The organism is Cedecea colo (assembly GCF_011808225.1).
Taxonomy (GTDB): Bacteria; Pseudomonadota; Gammaproteobacteria; order Enterobacterales; family Enterobacteriaceae; genus Dryocola; species Dryocola colo.
The window spans coordinates 441,221-460,886 of record NZ_SOYS01000001.1; the positions used below are offsets into that span (position 1 = coordinate 441,221).

General features: G+C 52.2%; 12 protein-coding genes. 8 read left to right on the plus strand and 4 right to left on the minus strand.

The genetic code is table 11. The annotated features are described in order from the left end of the window. Positions 1-323 precede the first annotated feature (323 nt). Entirely contained in the window at positions 324-1,415 is a 1,092-nt protein-coding gene (locus E2L00_RS01975; RefSeq protein ID WP_167606230.1) for a hypothetical protein, read from the plus strand. A gap of 417 nt (positions 1,416-1,832) precedes the next feature. Here E2L00_RS01975 and E2L00_RS01980 read toward each other — a convergent pair whose 3' ends face one another. Next, positions 1,833-3,281: an aminotransferase-like domain-containing protein gene (locus E2L00_RS01980; RefSeq protein WP_167606233.1), complete on the minus strand. Its 1,449-nt coding sequence runs from the start codon at positions 3,279-3,281 to the stop codon at positions 1,833-1,835. 423 nt (positions 3,282-3,704) lie between these two features. Here E2L00_RS01980 and E2L00_RS01985 point away from each other — a divergent pair, with 423 nt between their 5' ends. From E2L00_RS01985 to E2L00_RS02000, 4 genes are all read left to right on the plus strand, one after another. Then, entirely contained in the window at positions 3,705-5,198 is a 1,494-nt protein-coding gene (locus tag E2L00_RS01985) for a CoA-acylating methylmalonate-semialdehyde dehydrogenase (protein WP_167606236.1), read from the plus strand. Between the two features lie 508 nt (positions 5,199-5,706). Further along, positions 5,707-8,088, plus strand: a complete 2,382-nt coding sequence (ppsA, locus tag E2L00_RS01990; protein WP_167606241.1) for a phosphoenolpyruvate synthase — start codon at positions 5,707-5,709, stop codon at positions 8,086-8,088. 237 nt (positions 8,089-8,325) lie between these two features. Continuing rightward, the gene (locus E2L00_RS01995; RefSeq protein WP_167606245.1) at positions 8,326-9,714 is read left to right on the plus strand and encodes an MFS transporter; all 1,389 of its coding nucleotides are present in this window, start codon (positions 8,326-8,328) and stop codon (positions 9,712-9,714) included. A 3-nt stretch (positions 9,715-9,717) separates the two neighbouring features. Next, positions 9,718-12,093: a glycoside hydrolase family 3 N-terminal domain-containing protein gene (locus E2L00_RS02000; protein ID WP_167606248.1), complete on the plus strand. Its 2,376-nt coding sequence runs from the start codon at positions 9,718-9,720 to the stop codon at positions 12,091-12,093. A 36-nt stretch (positions 12,094-12,129) separates the two neighbouring features. Here E2L00_RS02000 and cobO read toward each other — a convergent pair whose 3' ends face one another. Continuing rightward, positions 12,130-12,720 (minus strand): cob(I)yrinic acid a,c-diamide adenosyltransferase, encoded by a 591-nt coding sequence (cobO, locus tag E2L00_RS02005; RefSeq protein WP_167606251.1) that lies wholly within the window; start codon positions 12,718-12,720, stop codon positions 12,130-12,132. Beyond that, a complete protein-coding gene (locus tag E2L00_RS02010) occupies positions 12,717-13,478 on the minus strand; it encodes a YciK family oxidoreductase (RefSeq protein ID WP_167606253.1) in 762 nt (253 codons plus the stop codon). Before E2L00_RS02010 ends, cobO begins: the two co-directional genes overlap by 4 nt. Before the next feature lie 264 nt (positions 13,479-13,742). Here E2L00_RS02010 and sohB point away from each other — a divergent pair, with 264 nt between their 5' ends. Next, a complete protein-coding gene (gene sohB, locus E2L00_RS02015; RefSeq protein ID WP_167606256.1) occupies positions 13,743-14,792 on the plus strand; it encodes a protease SohB in 1,050 nt (349 codons plus the stop codon). A gap of 205 nt (positions 14,793-14,997) precedes the next feature. Here sohB and E2L00_RS02020 read toward each other — a convergent pair whose 3' ends face one another. Beyond that, positions 14,998-15,249: a YciN family protein gene (locus E2L00_RS02020; RefSeq protein WP_167606259.1), complete on the minus strand. Its 252-nt coding sequence runs from the start codon at positions 15,247-15,249 to the stop codon at positions 14,998-15,000. Between the two features lie 406 nt (positions 15,250-15,655). Here E2L00_RS02020 and topA point away from each other — a divergent pair, with 406 nt between their 5' ends. Then, positions 15,656-18,253 carry a type I DNA topoisomerase gene (gene topA / locus E2L00_RS02025; RefSeq protein WP_167606262.1) on the plus strand — a complete coding sequence of 866 codons (2,598 nt, stop codon included), beginning with the start codon at positions 15,656-15,658 and terminating at the stop codon, positions 18,251-18,253. A gap of 198 nt (positions 18,254-18,451) precedes the next feature. Then, entirely contained in the window at positions 18,452-19,426 is a 975-nt protein-coding gene (gene cysB, locus E2L00_RS02030) for an HTH-type transcriptional regulator CysB (RefSeq protein WP_167606265.1), read from the plus strand. Positions 19,427-19,666: the final 240 nt, after the last annotated feature.

Sequence of the window (19,666 nt, forward strand, 5' to 3'; positions counted from 1 at the left end):
TAATCATTTGCTTTAGTAATTAGAAAAAGGTTTCATTTAAAAATGTAACTATTTGTATACTTTATTTTAATCAACTAGTTAATATAAGAATTGATCTTTTAATTACTGTTGTTTTCAATTTTTTTGCAGAAAAAGACGGGGGAAAATGCAGCGACATAGCGAAGAAAACAGGTTTTTCTGCTACCGGCGGAAACGGCTTTGCCCGCTGTCTAACGGCGTTGATTTGCTTAGTTTTCGTTAATGCGTATGATTCTCATTCTTTCTTCGGCCTTTCCGCGAGGCAGTGGCCTGACGGAAACCGTTCTTCCATGATGGAGTCCAGAATGAAATCTTTTTTCAGTCCTCGCAAAGCCGCGGTTGCTGTAGCGGCCGTTGCCGCATTGAGTCTGACGGCTTGCCAGACACCTGCCAAAAAAGCTAAAGCGCCGGAAGCAGCGGCGGCAAAGCCGACTGCGCAGGCAGTGACACAGCGAGTACTAGGCGATGGGCTGTATGAACTGGCGTATTCTCCGGCCGCCAGCGCATTGTATGTTGCCAGCGCGCAGAGCTTTAAAGAGGTGAACGGCGGCATGCTGTATCGCCTTGACCCGATTACGCTTGCAACCAAAGGCGAAACCCATACCGATCTGAAAAACTTCGGCATGGCAATTGATGACGAAGGCAAGACGTTCTATACCACCAATTCGCTGGATGGCAGCGTGTCCAGAGTGGATGCGCAGAGCGGTAAGGTGCTGCAACGCCTGGCGTTGGGAGGTGGCAAGGATAAAGACGGCGACGCGATTGGCGCACGTGAGATGCTGCTGCACGGTAACGAGCTGTACGTTGGCCGTGTGGCTGACCCAGGCTTCATCAACGTTATCGACACCAAAACGTTTAAAATAAAAAACACCATTAAAAATGCCGGGAAATGGGTGACGGGCTTTATCTATTCACCGCTGACCGGACGCATTTATGCAGCTAACGGTGGCGGAGAGATTGTGGTAATCAACCCGCACAGCCACAAAATCGAGCAGCGCTGGACGCCGGGCGATGGCAAAGAGTATCTGTTCCTGAATATGGCAGAAGATCCGGCCACCGGCCGCCTGTTCGTTACCGATGACTCCAAAGCCAAAACCACGCTGGTGTTTGATATACACACCGGCAAAGTTATCAAACGTATTGAAGGCGATGCGTTGGGCATCAAGTTCAACGCCAGGCGCAATGAGATTTACATCAGCCAGCGTGAGTCGAAGAAGGTGCTACAACTGGATGCCACCAGCTATGCGGTGAAAAATAGCTGGTCGTTCGACACCAGCCCGAACAGCCTGCTGCTTTCAGCCGACGGTGAAACGCTGTATGTGTCCTTGAAACAGGCGTTTAATGAAGACAGTTCGACTAAAGGGCCGGATAGCGTAGCGCGCATTGCGCTGAAGTAAATCTGCCAGAAGGCCTGCGGGCCTTCCTCGCGTGGTGCATAAAACGCTACATAAAAATCCCGCTTAAGTTTCCTTAAGCGGGCTTCTCAAATTTGGCTTCTCTGACCGGGAGCGCTTTTGCCAGCAGCTGGCTAATAAATACGCCAAATCAGCATCCACTTCCTGCCAGGATCATAGCTCGAGCCCCTTTCATTGCAGTGTTATAACCCATCCCCGCAAAACGATAATGACGAAAATCTGGAGACTAGCGTGGGGCAATTATTCGACACCGATGTGTTTACTCTGTATCTGAGGATACACCTTCTTCTAAACGCCTGCGGATTAGCTAATAGCCAACCCTTTGCCGCCGCTGCAAATGGGGATTTCATCCAAAGCGGTCTGACATCCGGGCGGTTGGGGTGAAGCAATGCCATCCGACTATTGATTTTTGGTTGTCATAATAAAATCATAAAGATATTTTTTCTTTTCCTGGCAGTAAGCAACATTGAAACGTATCCATGGACTGGCTTTATGTTCCGGGTGAAACAGATAGCCCGGTGCAAATAATAAGCCTGCATTTTTTGCCTTCTCAGAAATGATTCTTGAGTCGACGGTGGAACCAACCGGACGAGCATAAATATAATAGCCGCCAGCTGGAATACAGAAGCATTCCCAGCCAACCTCCTGGAAAAACAAAGCCATTTCTTTTTGTGCTTGCGTGAGTTTGCTGCGTAACGCTTTGATAAACTTTCTGTATTCTGGCTGTTTTATAACATTGAGCGTAATTGTTTCACTGATTAAAGAAGAGGTAAGGCCGCTTAGCATCTTATATTTCATTAACTGGCTGAGAATATTTTGTGCGGCCACAATATAACCCACGCGGAATCCGGCAGAGACTGTTTTGGAAAAACTGCCGATATGAATAACGCGCTCGGTTCCACCCAAAGCTGATAGCGAGATTGATCCCGGGGTGAGGAGATCGCCGGATACGTTATCCTCGACGATGGTTACCTGATAACGTTCGGCAAGGTTAAGCAGGCTATGCGCCACATCAAGGGAAATACTGGCCCCTGTAGGATTATGTAGCCAGGGATTAGTGAAATAAAACTTGATGTTTTCTTTTGCCAGAATTTTTTCCAGTTGTTTTATATCTGGCCCATTCTGGGTCCAGCGTACCCCTACTAGTTTGATACGCTTACTCAACATTGATGAAAGAAAATTACAATACCCGGGTTCATCCACCAGTACGGTATCGCCAGTATTAAGGAAAGTATTTGATATTAAATCAAGGGCGCGGGAAGCGCCTGACGTCAGTAGAATTTGATCGCCAGTAACGGACAGAGAACGTTCGACCAAATGGTTTGCAATATAGGAGCGAAGCTCCTGATAACCATATGGATCGCCATAGCAATTTTCATCGACATGCTCTTGCCTGGCGGTACTGCGTAATGCGGCTTTTATTTCCTTTCTGGCATACCAGGTCGGAGGCAACCACCCACAACCAACGGAATGGAATTCGCTGTCATCTGCCTGGTAGACATTAGCCAGAAGCCAGAAATCGTCGATGGGTTTCGTAAAATCATTTCTCTGAGATACCGACCGGCTTCTGGCCGGGTGAGGACGATTTCTGGGCGATATACTGGCACTCAGGTAATATCCGGATCCTCTTTCAGATTCTATAACGCCTTCGTCTTTCAGGGTGTCAAAAGCGCTGGCGATAGTCGATGTACTTAGATTGAATGTTTTGGCGCACAGGCGTATAGAAGGCAGCTTATCACCGGGTAAAATTTTTTTTTCCTTAACCGCGTTCAGGAAGGTTTGCACCACTTGTTGAACTCTGGATACCCCATCAGCTTTTGGCACTAAAACCGGAATATAAGACTTCATTTTTACCTCCCATTCGATAATTTTCCTTTTTTTAGAGCTACAGTTTTAACAACTCTATTTTTTTTATATAGGGAATTGTGATCTCGTTCTAGTTTCATCATTTTATAATGCGATGTTTATCACAATAAAAACGATAGTGTTCCTTTTTGCCTTTTTTGGTATCTCTTTGAATTTAAAGGTTTATTATTTTTATTGTTAATTTGCTGTTAATTTTGAAAATGAGATATTTAATTATATCATTGATATAAAAGGATTTTTATATTCCCTTCTCCAGACTGTTATGTGTGTTTTACCAGTACACTTTTGGGATTGTTGGCAAAAGTGTAACTGTAACGACCATATCGTAGCGGATAAGCTTTTAATGTGTCGGTACAGGAAAGTTGTTTTTCCCCCGCAAACTCACTGAGAAGAGGAACTACTGTAATGGAAACGATAGGCCACTTTATTAATGGGCATTTCACCGACGGTGAAAATGATGGTATGCAGCCGGTTTACAATCCGGCAATAGGCGAAGCTGTTGCTCAGGTAGCACTGGCTCGTCCCGTTACGGTTGACCTGGCCGTCTCCGCGGCCGCGGCCGCGTTTGAGAGTTGGTCATCTCAGTCAGCGTTAAGACGCTCGCGGGTACTTTTCCGCTTTAAGGAATTGCTTGAAAAACACCGGGATGAACTGGCGCAAATGGTTGTCCGCGAACACGGAAAAGTTCTTGAAGACGCGCAGGGTGAAATTGTCCGGGGGCTTGAGGTTGTGGAATTTGCTTGCGGTGCGCCAAATCTTCTGAAAAGTGATTTCTCCGATAATATCGGCGGTGGTATTGATAACTGGAATATACGGCAACCGCTGGGTGTCTGTGTCGGAATTACCCCTTTCAATTTCCCTGTAATGGTGCCGTTGTGGATGATTCCAATGGCTCTCGCGACGGGGAATACTTTCGTCCTTAAACCGTCAGAGCGAGATCCTTCAGCAAGCCTTTTTATTGCCCGACTGTTTAAAGAAGCGGGTCTGCCTGACGGCGTATTAAATGTTGTTCAGGGAGGAAAAGAAGCCGTAGACAGCTTACTGAATCATCCTGATGTGGAAGCGGTATCCTTTGTTGGGTCTACCCCTGTTGCTGAATACATTCATAAGCAGGCCAGCGCTAACGGTAAACGTGTTCAGGCTCTGGGGGGGGCAAAAAACCACATGATCATCATGCCAGACGCCGATCTTGATCAGGCGGCAAGCGCGTTGATGGGGGCGGCATATGGCGCCGCTGGCGAGCGATGCATGGCGTGTTCAGTTGCCGTCGTAGTGGGAGATATCGGCGATGCTTTGGTAGAAAATATCCAGGCCCGCATTAAAAAATTGCAGGTGAATAGCGGCCTGGCCCAGGGCGCTGATATGGGACCTCTTGTGACATCGGAACACCGTGATAAGGTTTCTGGTTATATTGACAAGGGCCTTCAGGAAGGGGCGAAAATGCTGGCTGATGGTCGCAATTACCAGGTAGCTGGTTCCGAAAATGGTTTCTTTGTGGGGGCAACTTTATTTGATCACGTTACGCCAGAAATGACCATCTATCGAGAAGAGATTTTCGGCCCTGTGCTGGGTATCGTGCGTGTCAACACCTTTGCTGAAGCGTTGGCGTTGGTGAATAGTCATGAATATGGCAACGGTGCCGCATGCTTTACCCGTGATGGTGGTATTGCCCGGGCGTTTGTCAGAGGGGTCAAGGCGGGCATGGTTGGCGTAAATGTTCCGATTCCGGTTCCTATGGCGTGGCATTCTTTTGGTGGCTGGAAACGTTCTCTGTTCGGAGAACACCACGCTTACGGCGAAGAAGGCGTGCGCTTCTATACTCGTTACAAAAGTGTGATGCAGCGGTGGCCGGACAGCGGTGTCCATGGTTCTGAATTTACGATGCCTACCGCTCAGTAACGATGCTGCCCGGATAATGATGAAGGCCTGAAATAAAATAAAGGCCTCTTCTATTTGTAAATCGATACGCTGATAACATTCATTGCTTGCAAGGATTCATTTTCCCGAACAGGACTAATTGTCTATTCCATGTCTGGCTCTTCATGCATGCGAATAATACAGTCAAAATGTTGGCAGGGATACTGACTGTGAAAGTGATTTTTCGCATAATTTTTTGGAGAGTGAATATGCGTATTATGCTTTGCTTGTTTAAAAGAAAAGGACGTAGATATGTGAAGCGAAGCCTGAAAAGGGGAAAAGGTATAGTTTTTTTGTTTTTATTATTTCGCATATTTTATTGGAAGGTTTTGCTTTAGCGTTTGGTATCAGCGATATACGTGTAATTCCGCATTTCCCGGAAGAGGGTTTAACGATCTATTACGAATGCATTCGCCTGTATTAACAGGATAAGCAAGGGGTAATTATGAGCCAGTTCTATTTTTCATGTATACCAGAGAAGGAAATACTCATGTCTGATAATGATAACAACACAGCATATATTTTATGGTACAACCAACTCGGCATGAATGATGTAGACAGGGTCGGGGGAAAAAATGCCTCGCTCGGTGAAATGATTACCAATCTTTCAGGTACGGGCGTCAGTGTGCCGAACGGTTTTGCAACCACTGCCGGGGCGTTTAATCTGTTTCTGGACCAGAGCGGTGTAAACCAGCGCATTTACGAACTGCTGGATCGCACGGATATTGACGATGTATCGGCGCTTGCAAAAGCTGGCGCGCAGATCCGTCAGTGGATAGTCGACACGCCGTTCCAGCCAGAGCTGGAAAAAGCCATTCACGATGCCTATGAACAACTTTCCGCCGACGATGCCGAAGCCTCTTTTGCCGTGCGCTCCTCCGCCACCGCTGAAGATATGCCGGATGCGTCGTTTGCCGGGCAGCAAGAGACTTTCCTCAACGTGCAGGGCTATGACGCAGTACTGGTGGCGGTGAAGCACGTCTTTGCTTCACTGTTTAACGATCGCGCAATCTCCTATCGCGTGCATCAGGGTTACGATCACCGCGGCGTGGCGCTCTCCGCAGGCGTTCAGCGTATGGTCCGCTCCGACCTTGCGTCTTCGGGCGTGATGTTCTCCATTGATACCGAATCCGGCTTCGACCAGGTCGTGTTTATCACCTCGGCTTTTGGCCTGGGCGAAATGGTGGTGCAGGGCGCGGTTAACCCTGACGAATTCTACGTCCATAAACCGACGCTCGCTGCAGGCCGTCCGGCCATCGTGCGCCGCACCATGGGATCGAAAAAGATCCGAATGGTTTATGCGCCGGACCAGGAGCACGGCAAGCAGGTGCGCATCGAAGATGTGCCGCAGGCGCAGCGCGACATTTTCTCGTTAACCAACGAGGAAGTGCAGGAGCTGGCGAAGCAGGCGGTGCAGATTGAGAAACACTACGGCCGTCCGATGGATATCGAGTGGGCGAAAGACGGCCATACCGGCAAGCTGTTTATCGTTCAGGCGCGTCCGGAAACCGTGCGTTCGCGCGGCCAGGTAATGGAGCGTTATCATCTGCATTCGCAGGGCAAAGTCGTTGCGGAAGGGCGCGCTATCGGCCATCGCATCGGTGCCGGTCCGGTGAAGGTGATTCACGATATCAGCGAAATGAACCGCATTCAGCCGGGCGACGTGCTGGTCACCGATATGACCGACCCGGACTGGGAACCGATCATGAAGAAAGCGGCTGCCATTGTCACCAACCGCGGCGGACGTACCTGCCATGCGGCCATCATCGCGCGTGAACTGGGCATTCCGGCGGTGGTGGGCTGTGGCGACGCCACCGAACGCATGAAGGACGACCAGAACGTGACGGTTTCCTGTGCGGAAGGCGATACCGGTTACGTTTACCAGGATCTGCTGGATTTCAGCGTGAAAAGCTCCACGGTCGATACCATGCCGGACCTGCCGCTGAAAATTATGATGAACGTCGGCAACCCGGACCGCGCATTTGACTTCGCCTGCCTGCCGAACGAAGGCGTGGGCCTGGCGCGCCTGGAGTTCATTATCAACCGTATGATTGGCGTGCACCCGCGCGCGCTGCTGGARTTTGACCAGCAGGAGCCTGCGCTGCAGAACGAAATTCGCGGGATGATGAAGGGCTATAACGATCCGGTCGAATTCTACGTCGGCCGTCTGACGGAAGGGATCGCGACGCTGGGCGCGGCGTTCTGGCCGAAGCGCGTCATTGTGCGCCTGTCCGACTTCAAATCTAACGAGTATGCCAACCTGGTGGGCGGCGAACGTTATGAGCCGGAAGAAGAAAACCCCATGCTGGGCTTCCGTGGCGCCGGCCGCTATGTAGCAGACAGCTTCCGTGACTGCTTTGCGCTGGAGTGCGCCGCGATGAAACGCGTGCGTAACGAAATGGGCCTGACCAACGTTGAAGTCATGGTGCCGTTCGTACGTACCGTGGCGCAGGCGAAGGCGGTTGTCGAAGAGCTGGAACGTCAGGGCCTGAAGCGCGGTGAAAACGGGCTGAAAATTATTATGATGTGCGAGATCCCCTCCAACGCCCTGCTGGCGGATGAGTTCCTGCAATACTTTGACGGTTTCTCTATTGGCTCCAACGATATGACGCAGCTGGCGCTGGGCCTCGATCGCGACTCCGGGGTGGTTTCCGAACTGTTTGATGAGCGTAACGACGCGGTGAAAGCGCTGCTGTCGATGGCTATCAAAGCGGCGAAGAAACAGGGTAAATATGTTGGCATCTGCGGCCAGGGCCCGTCGGACCACGAGGACTTTGCCGCCTGGCTGATGGAAGAGGGGATCGACAGCCTGTCCCTGAACCCGGATACCGTGGTGCAAACCTGGCTTAGCCTGGCTGAAATTAAAAAATAAGTTTCCTTCTTCTTCATTAAACCCGTCTGCAAAGGCGGGTTTTTTGCATTCTGCTCCTCGCTTCATTTGCACCTCGTCACATTTATCGTAAAAAGCAAAAAATCATAATTTGTCTGGGCAATTCGGCAATTGTTGACCTGCCAGCGATTAACCAATACTGGTAGCTGAAAATAAATGCCGCGAGATGTTATGCGGATGGTTGAACTATTTTGTGCCCGACAAAGAAGGTCAATAATAATGAATGCCTCCACCGTTCTCAGTACCAAAGATAAAATTGGTTATGGCCTCGGCGACATGGCCAGCGCATTAGTCTGGCAAACCGCCACGTTATTCCTCGCTTATTTTTATACCGATGTGTTTGGCTTGCCGGCAGCTATTATGGGCACTATGTTTCTGGTGGTGCGCGTGGTGGATGCTTTTGTCGACCCGTGTATCGGGGCGATGGTCGACCGCACGCAGACTAAACACGGCCGGTTCCGCCCGTGGCTTTTATGGTTCGCTATTCCTTTTGGCGTGAGCTGCCTGATTACTTTTTACGTGCCGGATGTCGGTCCGACGGCAAAAATTATTTATGCCTGCGCGACTTACAGCATACTTAGCCTCGTTTATTCGGCTATCAATGTTCCTTACTGCGCCATGCCCGGAGCGTTAACGCTCGACCCGCGCGAGCGGCACTCCATCCAGTCCTGGCGTTTTGCGCTGTCGTTTATCGGCGGGCTGATTGTCACGGTTATTGCGCTGCCGCTGGTAGACTGGCTGGGTAACGGCAATCTGCAAAAAGGATATTTCTATGCCATGAGTTTAATGGGTCTGCTTGGCGTAGGGTTATTTTATTGCTGTTTTGCGATGACCAAAGAGCGTTATTCACCGCGAAACGACACCTCAGGTTCAATGGCTGGCGATTTAAAATTGCTGGCTAAAAATAGCCAATGGCGAATCGTATTTATCTTCAATATTTTACTTTTAACCGCGGTGGTAACCCGTGGTTCCGCCACAATGTATTACGTGAAATATGTTTTATTACGCCCCGAGCTGGTTTTTGCTTTTATCGTCTCAGGCATGATTGCATCGTTGCTGGGCGCGCTGCTTTCTGAACGCCTGTTAGGAAAGTTTGACCGCGTGCGGGCATACCAGTGGACTATCGTCAGCTTTGTTATTTTCGGTACGGCGATTTTCTTTATTCCTCCAACGGCTATCTGGCTTATTTTTGGTCTTAATCTGGTGTTCAGTTTTATTCAGAACCTCACCACGCCGCTGCAGTGGACGATGTTTTCTGACGTGGTGGATTATGAGGAGCATCGTACGGGTCGCCGCCTTGACGGGCTGGTCTTTTCAACCGCGCTGTTTGCCATCAAGTTCGGTCTGGCGCTCGGCGGTGCCGTTGTGGGATGGATCCTCGGCATGGTCGATTATCTGCCCAACCAGCCAACCCAGTCGGCTTCTGTACTGAGCACCATCAACGCGCTGTTTACCGTCATTCCTTCGGTGCTGTTTATTGCCATGGCGCTGCTGCTGTTTATCTACAAGCTTAACAGCCGCACGGTCTACAGCATTGCCAGCGAGCTTGCCGCTAAACGCCAGGTTCGCGATGACGCCCCTTCTCTTGCCCCCGCAACACAGGAGTAATCTATGTCTGCCATTTATAAGGATCCCCATCGCCCGGTTAACGAACGCGTTGCCGATCTTCTCTTACGTATGACGCCGGAAGAAAAATTTGCGCAGATGCACGCGTACTGGCTGATTTTATCGAGCGACGGCAACCATCGTGAACGAACCGATTTAAGCGATGAGTTTGCAGGCGTAACGGCGCAGGCGGGTCTGGCCGAACGTTTAAAGCTGGGCATCGGGCAAATTACCCGTCCGCTGGGCACGCACATCGTTGAGGCAAAAGAGGGCGTTCGGGCGGCCAACCGCCTGCAAAAAACGCTGGTTGAAGAGACCCGCCTCGGCATTCCCGCACTTTTCCATGAAGAGTGTCTGGTGGGTTTGCTTTGCAAGGACGCCACGCTGTTTCCGTCATCTCTCAATTACGGATCGACCTGGGATCTGGATTTGATCGAACGTGCCGCCGCCGCGATTGGGCATGAAGCGCGTTTAACCGGTTGCCATCAGGGGCTTGCGCCGGTGCTTGATGTTTCGCGGGATGTGCGCTGGGGCCGGACAGAAGAAACCTTCGGGGAAGATCCGTGGCTGGTGGGGATGATGGCCACGCACTATGTAAAAGGCCTGCAGGGCAAAAATCGCGATCTGCTGGCGACGCTCAAACATTATGTCGGCCATTCGTTCAGCGAAGGCGCGCGTAATCATGCGCCCGTGCACCTTGGCTTTTGCGAACTAAATGACACCTTCCTGCTGCCGTTTGAAATGGCGGTGAAGTTAGCTAATGCCGGCTCCGTGATGCCCGCCTATCACGACATCGATAATCAGCCGGGGCATTCAGATGCGTTTCTGCTCACTACCGTACTGCGCGATCAGTGGGGGTTCGACGGCCTGATCGTAGCGGACTACGGCGGCGTCAGCCTGCTTCATCAACATCATGGCGTTTCGCATGACGCGGCCGAATCGGCGGCGCTGGCGTTTAATGCGGGTCTGGATGTCGAACTGCCTAAAGACGATTGCGCTCGTCATCTGGCGCAGGCCGTCGAACGTGGTTTAATCACCATGGATAAAGTCGATGAAATCGTCTCCCGCGTGCTGAAAGAGAAATTCCGTCTCGGCCTGTTTGAGCATCCATATGCCGATGAAAATAAAGTTGAGCTGCAAAGCGAATCCACGGTGCGGCTCGCGCGTGAAGTGGCAACCCGCTCAGTTACGCTGCTGGAAAATGACGGCACTCTGCCGCTGAAAGGCAAGCCGCGCGTGGCGGTGGTGGGGCCAACCGCGGACGATCCGCTGGCGCTGCTGAGCGGATACAGTTTCCCGGTGCATCTCATCATCAGCGACATGCTGGAGCAAACCTCGCAGGTGGTGACGCCGCTTGCAGCGTTACGCGAACAGCTGGGTAGCGATAACGTTCGCTATGCCAAAGGCTGCCATATTATTGAAAAACGCATGGCTGGCGCGCCGGTATTCCCCGGTGACAGCGTCGGTAAACCAATGCAGCAGTCACCGGTTTCATCCGCTACCAGTCTGATTCCGCAGGCCGTTGAAGCGGCACAGCAAAGCGATGTGGTGGTGCTGTGCGTGGGCGATTTATCCGGCCTGTTCCAGAGCGGCACGGTGGGCGAAGGCTCGGATACGGATAGCCTTGCGCTACCGGGCGTGCAGCAGCAGTTGCTCAACGCGTTGCTGGCCACGGGCAAGCCGGTCGTTGTGGTGATGACCGGCGGTCGCCCTTATAACCTGGGCGGGCAGGAAGATAACGTTGCCGCGCTGCTGATGGCCTGGGCGCCTGGGCAGGAGGGCGGTCACGCTATTGCGGATGTGCTGACAGGGCGAGCAGAGCCGGGAGGGCGGCTGGTGGTGTCCGTGCCGAAAAGCGCGGGCGCCATGCCTTATTATTACAACCACAAGCTGAAAAGCGGCGGTACGCCGTTTGCCTTCCACTTTGGGTCACGCTACCCGTTTGGCTACGGCAAAACCTGGACTACGTTCGACTACGGCACGTTGAAACTGCCAGACGTCGCGGTGGCGAATCAGGACGGCGATATTTGTGCGAGCATCACCGTCACCAACAGTGGAACGGCTGCGGGCAGCGAGGTCGTGCAGCTTTATGTCCACGACAAAGTGGCTTCCATGGTGCGCCCGATTCAGGAGCTGAAAGCCTTCCAGCGCGTGTCTCTTGAGCCTGGGGAAAGCGCTGAGCTGACGTTTATCGTCCCTACCGATATGCTCAACTTTACCCGCCGCGACGGGCAACGCGTGGTGGAGCCGGGCGAGTTTAACATTCAGATAGGCGCGTCAAGCGGAGATATTCGCAGCAGCGGCCTGGTAACCGTGAGCGGTGATACGCGGGTTATACAAGGCAACTGGCGGATGGTCAGCCACTGCGAAGTGAAGAAGTAATGTCTTTAGCCCTCGCCAGAGGGCTAAAAGAGCGTTTCAGTAATCAATCCCGATCTGCGCTTTTATACCCGCATCAAACGCATGCTTCACCGGGCGTAGCTCGCTGACCGTATCGGCAATCTCCAGAATGTCCCGATGGCAGCCGCGGCCTGTGACAATCACCGTTTGGCCGGCAGGACGCTGCCCGAGCGCATCCAGCACTTCCTGAAGCGGCAGGTAATCGTAGGCGACCATATAGGTAATTTCATCAAGCAGCACCATGTCCAGCGAACTGTCCGCCAGCATGCGCTTTGCGTGCTGCCAGACGGCCAGGCACGCTTCGGTGTCCGTTTCTCGATTCTGGGTCTCCCAGGTAAAGCCTGTTGCCATCACCTGGAACTCCACGCCGTGCGGCTCCAGTAAATTACGTTCGCCGTTCGGCCACTGGCCTTTAATAAACTGGATAACGCCGACTTTTTTACCATGGCCAACAGCGCGAGTTGCGGTCCCAAAAGCTGCGGTGGTCTTACCTTTTCCGTTGCCGGTAAATACAATCAAAATACCGCGCTCAAGCTGAGCGGCTTCGATGCGGGCATCAACTTTTTCTTTCTGGCGCTGGGCCCGCTGCTGGTAACGATCGTCACTCATTCGGAAATTCCTGGTTTACGGTTAGGCTGGGCGTCAAAGCTCATGCCGGTTTTGCGACGGCTGTCATCGCCCATCAGCCACAGATAGAGCGGCATTAAATCACGCGGCGTTTTGAGTTTTTTTGGGTCTTCCGCTGGGAAAGCGCTGGCCCGCATTGCCGTGCGCGTACCGCCCGGGTTGATGCAGTTCACGCGCAGGTTTTTTTGCTTATACTCTTCCGCCAGCACCTGCATCATGCCTTCGGTGGCGAATTTTGATGCGGCGTAGGCTCCCCACCCGGCGCGCCCCTGGCGACCAACGCTCGAACTGGTGAACACCAGTGAACCTGCATCAGACTTAAGCAAAAGCGGCAACAGAGCCTGAGTAAGGAAGAAGGTGGCGTTTACGTTTACCTGCATCACGTTCTGCCAGGTTTGCGGATCCTGCTGCTCCATCGGCGTCACATCGCCGAGCATCCCGGCATTGTGCAGCACGCCATCCAGGCGCGGCACCAGACCCGCGAGTTTCTGCGCCAGGCTTGCGCAATCCTGTGGCGTAGCGGTCAGTAGATCCAGGGTAAACCAGTGCGGTGTGCCGCCATGCTGGCCGCTTAACTCTTGCGCCACGGCACGCAGCTTATCTTCGTTGCGGCCCAGCAGAATAACGCAGGCGCCATAGCGCGCATACGTCAGCGCCGCCTCGCGGCCGATACCGTCGCTGGCGCCGGTGACCAGAATAATGCGGTTTTGCAGTAGATCGGTTTTCGGTTGGTAATGCAAAATTCACTCCTCGCGCGATGCAGGCAGGCGCTCACGTCTTATTTCTCGTCGTTTCAGCTACACAGGGCTTTATGCCTGAAAGACAGGGGTATTTCAATCGGCCAGCAGGAGACATTGCCTTTAATTAACATTTTGCAAAAATTTCCCGGTCGTAAATCCATTCGGGAAGCTGCGCCACAGCGTTTATAGTTGTATGCAGACGTGGGTGGCTCGCTCGGGTACACTCCATCACAGGATTAATGCTCTGAAATAAAGGCGGAATACGTGGATTTTATTGCGAATTATGGATTGTTTCTGGCCAGGGTTGTCACGATTGTCGTCGCGATAGCGGCCGTTGTCACGCTTGTGGTGAATGCTGCTCAGCGCAAAAAGCACCAGCGTGGCGAACTGCGCCTGACCAATTTAAGCGAGCACTATCAGGAGATGCGCGAGGATATGCAGGTGGCGCGTCTTGACGATCATCAGCAAAAATTGTGGCGCAAAGGCCAAAAGAAAAAGCACAAACTTGAGGCAAAACAAGCCAAAGCGCGCGCTAAACGCGGTGAAACGGTCAGTTCTGACAAACCGACGCTCTATGTGCTGGATTTTAAAGGCAGTATGGATGCGCACGAGGTGACTTCTCTGCGGGAAGAGATAACGGCGGTACTGGCCGTGATTAAACCGGAAGATGAAGTCCTGCTGCGTTTAGAAAGCCCGGGCGGCGTAGTGCATGGATATGGACTCGCCGCATCGCAGCTACAGCGCCTGCGCGAGCACAAAGTTCGTCTGACGGTCGCGGTTGATAAAGTCGCTGCCAGCGGCGGTTATATGATGGCCTGCGTGGCGGATCGTATTGTTGCGGCTCCGTTTTCTATTATTGGCTCCATCGGCGTGGTGGCGCAGGTGCCAAACTTTCACCGTCTGTTAAAACGTAATGATATTGACGTTGAGGTGCATACCGCCGGGCAGTATAAACGCACCCTGACGCTGTTCGGTGAAAATACCGATCGGGGCCGCGAGAAATTCCGCGAAGACCTGAACGAAACCCATCTTCTCTTTAAGCAGTTTGTGCATGAAATGCGCCCCGGGCTGGATATTGATGCAGTGGCCACCGGTGAACACTGGTACGGCCTGCAGGCAAAAGAGAAAGGGCTGGTGGATGAAATCAGCACCAGCGACGACCTGCTGATTAGCCTGATGAAAAATCACGAGGTTATCGGCGTACGCTTCGCTCAGCGCAAAAAAATGATGGAAAGGTTTACGGGAAGCGCGGCAAACAGTCTCGATCGCCTGTTGCTGCGTTGGTGGCAGCGCGGCGAAAAGCCGCTATTGTAAATAGAAGGACAAAAGCGAGGCCTGTGACCTCGCTTTAGCTTGCTGACAAAGAAGGAAAAAGCGTGGTTTTTGCTTCTTTGTGGTTATCAGCCGAAAATCAATCCGTTGATTTTCCTTGTTTTTTGTTCGGCGATATACGTTCAGTCTGTGCTGGTTGAGAGTTTGTCATCAGTCTGAAGCGAGGCCTGTGGCCTCGCTTCTTTTTTCAGGCCTGCAGATGGTATTTTTCGGACAGCACATGGGCAAGGTGTTTGAACATATTAAATACCGCCGTACTTTTCGGCGTCGGTAAACCTTGTTCATCAAGGAAATACTCGCCGCGAAATACCAGCACGCCATTCTTTTGCTCAACGCCCGTGGCCTCCATGCCGTGCATAAAATCTTCATGTTCGCGGATGATCTTATTGGCCTCAATAAGCAGGGTTTCACGGTCGATAGGCTGAGTTGTGGATTGCATGTTGTCTCCTCCAAAAATCTGGCGCTAGTGTACGTCCACACGGAGGTTAAGGGCAATATCCCCCGGTAAACCTTCGGCGCGGTAAAAAGTTAACCATGCTGGCGGGAATCGGTATTGCATGCTAATAAAGTTGCGTATCGGATTTTATCAGGTAGAGTGTGACGCTTTCGCAAATCTGGCAACGGAATTGCTTGACATTCAACCAAACTTCCGTCGTGCTACGTCACCCGGCGCGAAAGGCTCGGTATCTCAACTACCTGCGTTAGCGCTGTTTTCAGGCAGGGGGTTGAAAAAAAGAGTTGATCTCCTTTAACGCTGTCGCAATATAAAAAAAGGCGCGCTGCTTCCAGGAGATTGAGACTGCGTGCGATGTATTCTGGATGAATTAATTTAGGTAAAGGTGAATATGGGTAAAGCTCTCGTCATCGTTGAGTCCCCGGCAAAAGCCAAAACGATCAACAAATATCTCGGAAACGACTACGTGGTTAAGTCCAGCGTAGGCCATATCCGTGATTTGCCGACCAGTGGATCAACCACCAAGAAGAGCGCTGACTCTGCCTCCACCAAAACGACCAAAAAGGTCAAAAAGGATGAACGCGGCGCGCTCGTAAATCGTATGGGAGTCGATCCCTGGCATAGCTGGGAAGCCCAGTATGAAGTGCTGCCGGGCAAAGAAAAGGTGGTTTCAGAGCTGAAATCCCTTGCTGAAAAAGCTGACCATATCTATCTCGCAACCGACCTTGACCGCGAAGGGGAGGCCATTGCATGGCACCTGCGGGAAGTGATCGGCGGCGATGAATCGCGCTATAGCCGCGTGGTATTTAACGAAATCACCAAAAACGCTATTCAGCAGGCTTTCGAAAAGCCGGGCGAGTTGAATATTGACCGTGTAAACGCCCAGCAGGCGCGTCGTTTTATGGACCGCGTGGTGGGTTATATGGTTTCGCCGCTGCTATGGAAGAAAATTGCGCGTGGGCTTTCCGCCGGGCGTGTTCAGTCCGTTGCTGTGCGCCTGGTCGTTGAGCGTGAACGTGAAATCAAGGCGTTCGTCCCTGAAGAGTTCTGGGAAATTGACGCCGGTCTGGCAACGCCTGCGGGTGACAATCTGCCGGTGCAGGTCAGCCACCACAAAGATAAGCCGTTCCGCCCGGTCAACCGTGAACAGACCATGGCTGCGGTCAGCGAGCTGGAAAAAGCCCGTTACACCGTGCTTGAGCGTGAAGATAAACCAACCAGCAGCAAGCCTGGCGCGCCGTTTATCACCTCCACCCTACAGCAGGCTGCCAGCACCCGTCTTGGTTTTGGTGTGAAAAAAACCATGATGATGGCGCAGCGTCTGTATGAAGCGGGCCACATTACTTACATGCGTACCGACTCAACGAACCTGAGCCAGGACGCGGTAAACATGGTGCGCGGCTATATCGACGAGAACTTTGGCAAGAAATATCTGCCGGCCTCGCCGCTCCAGTACACCAGCAAAGAAAACTCGCAGGAAGCGCACGAAGCGATTCGTCCTTCTGACGTGGGCGTGGTTGCCGAATCCTTAAAGGATATGGAAGCCGACGCGCAAAAACTTTACCAGCTTATCTGGCGCCAGTTTGTTGCCTGCCAGATGACGCCGGCGCAGTACGATTCCACGACGTTAACCGTAGAAGCAGGGGATTACCGCCTGAAAGCGCGTGGCCGTATCCTGCGCTTTGATGGCTGGACGAAAGTGATGCCTGCGCTGCGTAAAGGCGATGAGGACAGAACGCTGCCTGCGGTCAATAAAGGTGACGTGATGTCGCTGATTGAGCTGACGCCAGGCCAGCACTTCACCAAGCCGCCCGCTCGCTTTAGCGAAGCGTCATTGGTTAAAGAGCTCGAAAAACGCGGCATTGGTCGTCCTTCAACCTATGCGTCGATCATTTCCACTATCCAGGATCGTGGCTATGTGCGCGTTGAGAACCGCCGTTTCTACGCGGAGAAAATGGGCGAGATCGTCACCGATCGTCTGGAAGAAAACTTCCGCGAGCTGATGAACTACGACTTCACCGCGCAGATGGAAAATAATCTCGACCAGGTGGCTAACAACCAGGCCGAGTGGAAAGGCGTGCTGGACAATTTCTTTAGCGACTTTAGCGGTCAGCTTGAGAAAGCAGAGCAGGATCCGGAAGAAGGCGGCATGCGTCCTAACCAGATGGTGCTCACCAGCATCGACTGTCCAACCTGCGGGCGTAAAATGGGCATCCGCACGGCAAGCACCGGCGTATTCCTCGGCTGTTCCGGCTATGCGTTACCGCCAAAAGAGCGCTGCAAAACCACCATTAACCTGGTGCCGGAAAACGAAGTGCTCAACGTCCTTGAGGGCGATGACGCGGAAACCAACGCGCTGCGTGCGAAACGTCGTTGCGCTAAATGCGGCACGGCGATGGACAGCTATCTCATCGACCCAAAACGTAAGCTGCACGTGTGCGGTAATAACCCAACCTGCGACGGCTACGAAATCGAAGAGGGCGAGTTCCGCATCAAAGGTTACGATGGCCCAATCGTTGAATGTGAGAAGTGTGGTTCTGAAATGCACCTGAAAATGGGGCGTTTCGGTAAGTACATGGCCTGTACCAACGATGAATGCAAGAACACCCGTAAGATCCTGCGCAACGGCGAAGTGGCGCCTCCGAAAGAGGATCCGGTTCCATTGCCGGAGCTGCCTTGCGAAAAATCGGACGCGTATTTTGTGCTGCGCGACGGCGCGGCTGGCGTATTCCTGGCGGCCAATACTTTCCCTAAATCGCGTGAAACCCGCGCGCCATTAGTGGAGGAGCTGTACCGCTTCCGGGACCGCCTGCCTGAAAAGCTGCGCTATCTGGCCGATGCGCCGCAGCAGGATGCCGAAGGCAATAAATCTGTTGTTCGCTTCAGCCGTAAGACGAAGCAGCAATACGTTTCCTCAGAGAAAGAGGGTAAAGCCACCGGCTGGTCTGCTTTCTTTGTTGACGGGAAATGGGTCGAAGGGAAGAAATAAACTTCTCTTTCTGACAGAAACCGGGGCTGGCGCTCCGGTTTTTTTATCTCCCCTTATATAACTTCTTTATTATTTTTTCTTTCCATCTATACATAGAAGATATAACTGATATAGTGGATTGCATACCCTTTTAAATTTATATCGTCTTGATCCCCCGCATCGCCTGCGCCGGGGTCGTTTTGACCTGGATGGTGAGTCATGAAACTACAGCAGCTTCGTTATATCGTTGAGGTGGTCAACCACAATCTTAACGTCTCGTCGACGGCGGAAGGGCTTTATACGTCTCAGCCCGGTATCAGCAAACAGGTGCGGATGCTGGAAGATGAGCTGGGTATTCAGATTTTTGCCCGCAGCGGTAAACATCTTACTCAGGTTACGCCTGCCGGGCAGGAAATTATCCGTATCGCCCGCGAAGTGCTCTCTAAAGTTGATGCCATTAAATCCGTTGCCGGGGAACATACCTGGCCGGACAAAGGTTCTCTGTACGTTGCCACGACGCACACCCAGGCTCGCTACGCGTTGCCGGGCGTGATTAAAGGCTTTATCGAGCGTTACCCTCGCGTGTCGCTGCATATGCATCAGGGATCGCCAACGCAGATTGCCGAAGCTGTCTCCAAAGGCAATGCTGATTTCGCTATCGCCACCGAAGCGCTTCATCTGTACGACGACCTGGTGATGCTGCCGTGCTATCACTGGAACCGCTCAATTGTCGTGACGCCCGAACACCCGCTGGCGTCTAAAGAGTCCGTCACGATTGAAGAGCTGGCTCAGTATCCGCTGGTCACCTACACCTTCGGCTTTACCGGACGCTCTGAGCTGGATACGGCATTCAACCGCGCCGGTTTAACGCCGCGTATCGTCTTTACGGCAACCGACGCCGATGTGATTAAAACCTACGTGCGTCTGGGCTTAGGAGTGGGGGTGATTGCAAGCATGGCCGTCGATCCCGTCTCCGACCCCGATCTGGTGCGTATTGAAGCGCAGGGCGTTTTCAGCCACAGCACCACCAAAATCGGCTTTCGCCGCAGCACTTTCCTGCGCAGTTATATGTATGATTTTATTCAACGCTTCGCCCCACATCTGACGCGTGACGTGGTCGATACCGCCGTGGCCTTAAGGTCCAATGAAGATATCGAAGCGATGTTTAAAGATATTAAATTACCAGCCAAATAAAGTCCCCGGTATCTTCTCCGGCCGGGGAAGATACCGTTTTTACCCCTGCGAATAAATACGAATTAATCTCATCCTGATTAATATCTTCCCGCCGATCTTACCCTTATTATAACCAGGGTTAATCTGTCGCTATTATGCGACAGGGCGTAGATAATAATTAACCGCAGCGCAAATGCGGCGCTTCAATAACTTATTTCACGTCAAAAGATTAAATCTTTTCTTGTAAACAATGAGCAAATT